Here is a 6905-nt window from a genome sequence, read left to right as displayed (position 1 = left end):
GGCACCGCACGGACAGCTTGCACCGCTGCCCGTGGGGGCCGCGCGAGCCCAGCGCCGCCGCCCCGCCCCGCTTCCAGGCCTGGTGCCACTGGTAGGCCGACTTGCAGCTCACCCGCAACTGCCGGGCGACCTCCGGAGGCTTGACTCCTTCGCCGAACAGCGCGGCAGCCTCCAGGCGCACGGCCTCGCGGCGCTGTCGTGCCTTCGCCGTCAGCCCGCCCCCATCCGCATATCGCATGCGAGACGGTCTACGCCGACAGGTGACCGTCCGTCAGTGAAACGGCAGATCCATCACCCCAAAGAGCAGATGTCAGTAGTGGGCCGGGCGGACTGCGTCATAGCCCGGCCTCCGCCATCGCCGTCCGGCCCGGCTCCGCTCCCACTGCCAGGGGTCGAGTCATGCGGCCAGGGTAGCCGCCAGCCCTGACACGCCAGTTGTGCGCGCCCCGGCCAGCGGGCCGACTCGGCATCGCATCACTTCGCTTCGCGGTCGGCACTGTCGGTGGACGTCCCGCCGGTCCGTAGGCGCTTCGACGTTCACCCGTCGAGTCGGACCGCTATCCGCCTCAGCGGGCGGCAGAGGAGAAGGGCGGGATGGTCTGACGGATCAGAGACACGACCTCCTTGGGGTCGAGTCGGCGCCCGCCGCACCCGCGAACCATGCAGTACGTGATGAGTAGGTGCATGATCGCGATCCGGCGAAGCTCGGGGGTGGCTTCCTGCCACAGGGCGGCGACCGCTTCCTCGCCCTGTTCCCAGTGAGTGAGCCGCATCTCCAGCACGAGCGCGACGTCGGGCTGGGCGCTCCTGGCGGTGAGGCGCAGCCGCGCGGCTGCCTCGTGCTCGGGAAGGCCGTAGGCCGGCCGAACGGCCAGGGGTGCGAGCAATTGGCGGGCGGCTTCCCACATCGCCTCAGCACCTCGTCGCTCCAGCTCGGCGACCAGCCAGCGAGCCGCGTCCGGACTGCCGGTGGCGACCACATCGTCGATGGTGCCCTCAAGAAGATCATGGAGTGGAAGGTCCGTGCTGCTCATCCCGGGACGGTACCGCGGGTACGCCGTGGCTGTCGGGAGCGGCTACGGTCCCCGGGCTGGTGGCAGCAGAGCGACCGCTGGAGCAGGTGGCGGTTCGGCAGCCGTCCCCGCGTGTTCCGGTTCGGCGTCGGGTCCGTCCTTCCGCATGGCCGGCACAAGCGCGGCCATCGGGATGACGAAGGGGGCAGCCGTGCGGGTGTCCGCGCGGCTGCCCCCTTCGGGCTTCTGGTCAGTGCTCGGCGGCCCGGTGGACCAGGTCACCGGGGTCGGTGTTGGCCCCGCACAAGACCACGGCGATCTTCTCGCCGCCTCCGGGCCGGTAGCTGCGGCTCGTGGTGGCGGGGCGGGTCGGCAGGCCCCGGCCGGGCACGTGCTGGTCGGGGCTGGTCAGGGCCGCCAGGGCGGTGGCGGCTCCGTGCTCGACGGCCACCTTGCGGTGGTCCCAGAGCGCCTGCCTGGCCCGGACGATCTCCGCGTCCGGCACCAGCACCGAGTGCACGCCGTCCTGCTGGGCTGCGGCGAGGGCCATGGCGGAGGTGCGGCGAGCGCCGAGGGAGTCGGCGGCGATGGAGTCCACCGTGACGTCGACGAGGTGGCCGGCCTCGATGGCGGCGTTCAGCGCGCGGCAGTTCTCCGGCTCCACCGCCACGGTGCGGATGCCGTGGTGCTGGGCTGCGGTGGCGACCCCGGCGAACAGCGGATCACCTTCCCGCCGAACCGCGCCGCAGAAACCGTCACGGCATGCCATCCGTTGGCGCGGCACTCGGTGCTGCGCGGCGCAGATTCGGCGTGGCCCGGCTGCAGGAGGTCAATGCGAGGCTCGGAACGGCTACGGTCGCCAGTCCGGGCTGAAACCCGGGTGTTCGGAGAACGCGGCAAAGGCCGTGCAGCGCAGGCTCCAACCCAGCGCCTCGTAGTGGCCGAACACTCCGTTGGCCGAGTCGCGTAGGGCGGCGGCCTCGAAGCCGTCGGCGAAGTGAGCGAGGATGCGCCCCACGGCGGCCAGCAGCGCGCGCTCCCGTTCTGTTGCAGTGTCGGCGCTCTCCGCGATCCGCTCCCGGAGGAACAGGATCAGCCTCCGGTCCCTGTCCAGTCGGCCCTCGGCCTGGATGATCTCGTGGAATCGCGTGTTGTCTGAGGTCACGTCATTGTCCTGTCGTAGAGACCGGGCAGAGGCGCTCCAGCCTATGCGCCGTGCTGACCCAGGTTGTCGGGGGAAGCATTGACCGGAATGGCCGGTGCCGCACGGCGGGTCACATGACGATCCGCGGGCGACCATGCGGCGTTGGGGCGGCTGGAATGACCTGGTGGTCAGTTTGTCCGGCGACACCGGGAGCGGGTGCTGGCAGCTGGCTGCGTCGGCTACCGGTCCGCGCCCGCTAGCCGACGCAGTGCGTGGGTCAGGTCTTCTGGCAGGCCCGGACGGCGGCGGCGATCGCGGCGGCGAGGGGCCAGTGCTCGGCTCCGGTCGGCGACGGCTGGCGGTCGAGCAGGGCTCGGGTGGCCGCGGCGACGTGCCGGGGTGCCGCGTAGGTGTGGACGCCGAGCGGCTCGGTGGTGCGCAGGCCGGTGCCGTAGGTGATGGTCCAGCCGCTGTCCTGGTTCCAGTACAGGCGGACCTGGCCGGGCCAGTCGGCGAGGTGCGCGGTGTCGAGCCAGAAGCCGCCGTCGAGCCGGGCGCCGGAGGGCCGGCTCCACCAGCGGTCGGGGCGAAGGCCGACAGTCGAGGGTGCGCCCGTCATCGGCCAGTGGGAGCAGCGGCCAGACGTGGTCGCGGAAGAAGGCGTTGCGCTCGTCGCCGAAGACCGCGGCGGTGTCAAGGTCGGCGTTGACGGCGTAGTACTGGTGGCCGGCGCGGTCGACCAGCGCGATCGCGGCCAGCCCGCGGGTGGTGGGGTCGCTGGGCAGGAACTCCGTGTCGCTGTAGAACCAGCTGGCGGACCGCGGGTCGAGGAAGCCGTGCGGCTGGGCGGGCGTAGTCATCGTGCCTCCGAAGTGAGGTGGTGGGTGGTCTGGTCGTCCGGCCCGGGGCCTGCTGGGGTGCCGGAGCTCGGGACGGGGTGGGCGAGTTCGGGGGTGTGCCGCCAGCCGGTGGGTGTCGTGCCCGGCGCGGTGGCGGCGTGGCAGCAGGCATCGGTGGTGTACCAGGTGCCGGGCTGGGGGTCGGTGCCCGATGCGGACCGGATCAGGGCGGCGTCGACCGGGATGGTCCGCGTTTCCGGGTGCCAGGCGTCCAGGGCGACGTGAGCGGTTGCTGTGGTGCGGGCGATGACCAGGGCGCCGGTCGGAGCCCGGACGCCCACGCGCGTCCACGCGGCGGGCGGCTCGGGGCACGGGCGCCAGCCGTGCGGATCTACAGCCGGGGCGGCGGCCGCGTCGAGGAATGCCTGGCAGAGCAGCATCGTGCCGTGCTGCAGTTCGCGGGCGCCGAGTTCGAGCAGAAGCTCGTCGTAGAGCACGGGAACGCTGCGGGTGCTGCTCCAGGCCGGCAGCAGCAGGTGCGCGGTTGCCCGTCTGGGGCTGGCCGCGATCACCTCGGCCGCTGTGGTCAAGGCCAGGTGGGCGCGCGGAGCGCGGGCTGGGCGCCGCCGCAGGAGGCTCTGGAAGGCGGCCACGACTTGTCGGTCGCCGTCGGGCAGAACGGACAGGTCGTCGAGCCCGGTTGCGCAACGGGGGTGTCGGGACATGCTGGCGACTCCGGGGGTAGTGGTAGCGGGCCTATCGGCGGCGTGGGTTGGCGCTGCGGCCGGTGGCGGGCCGTGGGCGGCCGATGTGGTGTCCGGCGCAGTAGGGGCAGCGGTACGGTGCACGCGGGTGCGCCCACGGCTCGCGGGTGTTGAGCAGGTCGGCGGCGCGGGCTGCCTCATCACGGCCCGGGAAGCGGCGCTTGCTCCCGCAGGCCTTGCCCCGCGAGGTGCGGCGCCGGTCGGCGGCGCCGCAGCCGGTACGACGGACGGACATGGCTCTCCTCTTCCTTTCTAGGAACGAGCCGGGCGGCGGCCGGTCCCGGATGTAGCGGTGGCCCTGGCACCGGCTGTGTGCCGGTGCCAGGGCCACCCGGGTGTGATCGGCGATCTTCCCGCCGCAGAGTCAGAACCGCGCTACTCGGCGGCCAGCAGCCCGCGGCGGGCGAACTCGTCGACCATGGTGGCGGGCCAGTGGGTGAGGGGTTCGGGCATCTTGTCGGCCAGCCACGCCCAGCCACGAGCCTCCGTCACGGCGCGGGGCTCATCGGGGGTCTCGCGGGCCTCCAGGACCTCGTAGGTGGTGCCGGGGTGCAGGCCCACCGCGATGACGTACCGCTGGCGGTACAGGTCCACCTCGGCGCTCCACCCGTTTCCGTGCCACACCGCGAAGTTCTGGTCGATGCGGGCCGGGGTGATGCCGTAGAGGCTGGCGGCGGCGGTGTTTCGGCACCAGGCGATGGCGGCCTCAGGGCTGGGGAGCGGCATCCACTGGTGCATGGTCTGGGGCCCGATCTCCAGGAAGCAGCCCAGGACGTCGCGCCGGCCGAACACCCCGCACCGGGTGGCGATGACCTGGGTGCGGTGGCTCCGGTAGGGAAGTTCGAGGAGAACGGTGCCGGCGGTGAGAGCGACGGCCAGCTCGTGATCGGAGGGCTGGCTGCCGTTGGAGATGGACGGGTGGGCAGGTGCGGTCATGGTGAGTCCCTTCCGCGCGCCGGACGGCGCGCTTACGGTGTGCTGCTTCGACCTCTGGGATCCTGCGCGGGGCGGTGTCCTCGGACGGAAGGGCGCCGGGGGCGTGCTGGTCAGTTCGCGGCGGGCGCGTTCCTCGGGGCCGACGGCCGTGCGGGGCTGATGGCCGGCCGCAGTCGGCGGCCCTGCCGCTCACGCCGCGAACTGGGTGACGAGGGCAGCTGCTCCGACGGCGGCGATGGCGATGAAGACGCTGGCGGAGGCCCAGATCAGGAGGATCATCTTCCATTCGCACAGCTTGCTGATCTGGTGCAGGCGCTGCGCACGCCGGTCGACGGCCACGGCGGCGGGGATCTCCTCCGGCGACATCGCCGCCCAGCGGGTGAAGCTGCTCGTCCTGCTTCGGTCCAGGCGGGGCATGACCACCACGATGGCGAGGGCCGTTGCGAGGAGCGTGGCGGTCAGGCCGGTCGCGGCCAGAATGAGGGCGGCCAGCGGCATCTTCGGGAGGAGTGCGATGCCGGCGATCACCGCAGTCGCGAACGTCAGGACCAGCCCGGCCTTGGGCTCGACGCGCGCCAAATGTCGGCTGTGACCGCCGCCAGTTCGATCTCGAGGCCGCGGTCGGCGGTGAAGGCCGGTTCCGTCTTGTCGGCACCGGTGGTGCTGGTGATTGCCGTCGATTCGATGTCGCGGTCAGGGTCGGCGGTGTTGTCCGGCGGCGTCGCGCCGAAGCTCTGGTGAGTGGTCGTCGTTGTGCTCATCGTGGGTAGTCCCCCTCGGACGGATTTGGTTCCGTGAGTGCTCCGTGCGGGGCGGACACGGTGGGCTGGCCGGCCCTGCACGGTGGGTCAGGCGAGAAGTCCGGCGGCGCCTGTTGGGCTGGGAGGCGCCATGGTTTCCGGATCACCGGAAGTCGGCTGCCCAAGTTGGGCAGCCGACCTGTGGTGTACGTCACTTGGCGGCCCGTGTGAACCAGCGCCGCCGTTGCCCCGGCGCGGGGCGGCGCTCGGCGTCGCGCACCACGACGACCGGCATCCATCCGTCCCACTGGTCTGCTCCGCCGATGCGGGCGCGCAACAGGGCGACGGCCTCCGGGCTCATGCCGGCGAGTTCTCCGAGGCGGGCATCGCGGTCCTCGGCTCCGTCGGCCGGGTCGCCCCACGAGTCGACCTCCAGCAGCAGAGCGGCAACCGCCGTCCGCAACTGAGGCGTGCTGCCCGCTGCCGCGGCGGCGGTCCGGCGCCGCAGTTCCGCACGGGTCTGGGTGCGCAGCTGGTCACGGACCCGCAGGGCGTGCGGGAGGAACCCGACCAGGCGCAGGCCCTGGTTGGCGGCGGCACGTGCCTCGTCCGGGTAGAGCGTCTCAAGCTCGGCCTCGTCCCAGCTGGGGTGCACCCTCTCCCCCAGGCCCGGATGGTCGGCGTACCAGGTGCCCGCCTGGACGACCTTCAGCTCGGCGGCCGCCTTCTGCCGGTACTCGTACAGCCCGGTGCGCACGCTGGTGATCCTGTAGGCCTGATGGTCCTTGGGCAGATGGCGGCGGGGGTCGAGGCTGGCGGCGAGCTGCTCGGCGGCCTGGTCGAGGGTGGCGTTGTCGGCCAGGGCCCACTCACCGCGCGCGACGGCCGGGTCGGCCTGATGGAGCTCGCGCCAGGTGATGTAGTGGCTCTCCTGCTTGAGGGCCTCGCGGGCGGCGGCGTCGATCTGGTCCTGCCGGGGGGCTCCGTCGCCGACGTAGTGGGCGGGGAACCGCGTGAGCTTGGAGAGCAGGTGCAGCAGGGCGGCGCTGCGTGGGGTCCAGTCGAGGGCTGCCGGACGGTCGGGGAGCGGCTGGAAGGAGTCGAGCATCGCGGCGGCGAACGGGGCCAGCGTCTGCAGGAGAGCGTTGACGTCCTCTGCGCTGGCCCAGCCGAACGGGAACCAGTGATAGGACCGGATCGCCTCCGGCGGGGTGCCGGGCCGGCCCTCGTCCCCCGTGGGGCACTCCCGGCTTCCGGCCAGCTGGTGCTTGGGGAAGTCTTCCGCCCAACTGCTGTAGGAGCGGCGGTTCATGTAGGCGGACAGTTCCCGCGCGGCCGGGTCAAGGGTGATGCGCAGGCACCTTTCGACGGGTTGCAGGGTGGAGACCTGCGGCCAGTCGCTCCGGTTGACCGGCTTGACGGTCACGGTGGCCGGGGCGGTGAGCGTGGTGGTGGGCATGGCGTCTCCT

The 6905-nt window shown here is 72.4% G+C and carries 10 protein-coding genes and 1 pseudogene; all 11 read right to left on the bottom strand.

Annotation, left to right across the window (positions count from 1 at the left end):
- The coding region (locus tag AB0Q99_RS28215; protein WP_363576376.1) for a helix-turn-helix domain-containing protein at positions 1-238 on the bottom strand (238 nt) is incomplete at its 3' end.
- A 328-nt stretch (positions 239-566) separates the two neighbouring features.
- Positions 567-1034 (bottom strand): hypothetical protein, encoded by a 468-nt coding sequence (locus AB0Q99_RS28210; protein ID WP_363576375.1) that lies wholly within the window; start codon positions 1032-1034, stop codon positions 567-569.
- 229 nt (positions 1035-1263) lie between these two features.
- Positions 1264-1731: pseudogene (locus AB0Q99_RS28205) on the bottom strand (pyridoxal-phosphate dependent enzyme); the annotation flags it as partial.
- A 132-nt stretch (positions 1732-1863) separates the two neighbouring features.
- The gene (locus tag AB0Q99_RS28200; RefSeq protein WP_363576374.1) at positions 1864-2178 is read right to left on the bottom strand and encodes a hypothetical protein; all 315 of its coding nucleotides are present in this window, start codon (positions 2176-2178) and stop codon (positions 1864-1866) included.
- Between the two features lie 256 nt (positions 2179-2434).
- A complete protein-coding gene (locus AB0Q99_RS28195) occupies positions 2435-2776 on the bottom strand; it encodes a hypothetical protein (RefSeq protein WP_363576373.1) in 342 nt (113 codons plus the stop codon).
- A gap of 237 nt (positions 2777-3013) precedes the next feature.
- Complete coding sequence (locus AB0Q99_RS28190) at positions 3014-3586, bottom strand: hypothetical protein (RefSeq protein ID WP_363576372.1); 573 nt, start codon at positions 3584-3586, stop codon at positions 3014-3016.
- 166 nt (positions 3587-3752) lie between these two features.
- A complete protein-coding gene (locus AB0Q99_RS28185; RefSeq protein WP_363576371.1) occupies positions 3753-3995 on the bottom strand; it encodes a hypothetical protein in 243 nt (80 codons plus the stop codon).
- Between the two features lie 140 nt (positions 3996-4135).
- Complete coding sequence (locus tag AB0Q99_RS28180; RefSeq protein ID WP_363576370.1) at positions 4136-4696, bottom strand: hypothetical protein; 561 nt, start codon at positions 4694-4696, stop codon at positions 4136-4138.
- 189 nt (positions 4697-4885) lie between these two features.
- On the bottom strand, positions 4886-5275 hold the full coding sequence (locus tag AB0Q99_RS28175; protein WP_363576369.1) for a Pycsar system effector family protein: 390 nt from the start codon (positions 5273-5275) through the stop codon (positions 4886-4888).
- The gene (locus AB0Q99_RS28170) at positions 5239-5457 is read right to left on the bottom strand and encodes a hypothetical protein (protein ID WP_363576368.1); all 219 of its coding nucleotides are present in this window, start codon (positions 5455-5457) and stop codon (positions 5239-5241) included. The genes AB0Q99_RS28175 and AB0Q99_RS28170 overlap by 37 nt, the downstream gene beginning before the upstream one ends.
- A 190-nt stretch (positions 5458-5647) precedes the next feature.
- Entirely contained in the window at positions 5648-6895 is a 1248-nt protein-coding gene (locus AB0Q99_RS28165; protein WP_363576367.1) for a hypothetical protein, read from the bottom strand.
- Positions 6896-6905: the final 10 nt, after the last annotated feature.

The organism is Kitasatospora sp. NPDC086791 (assembly GCF_040685975.1).
GTDB lineage: Bacteria > Actinomycetota > Actinomycetes > Streptomycetales > Streptomycetaceae > Kitasatospora.
This window is presented reverse-complemented; position numbering and strand designations above follow the sequence as displayed.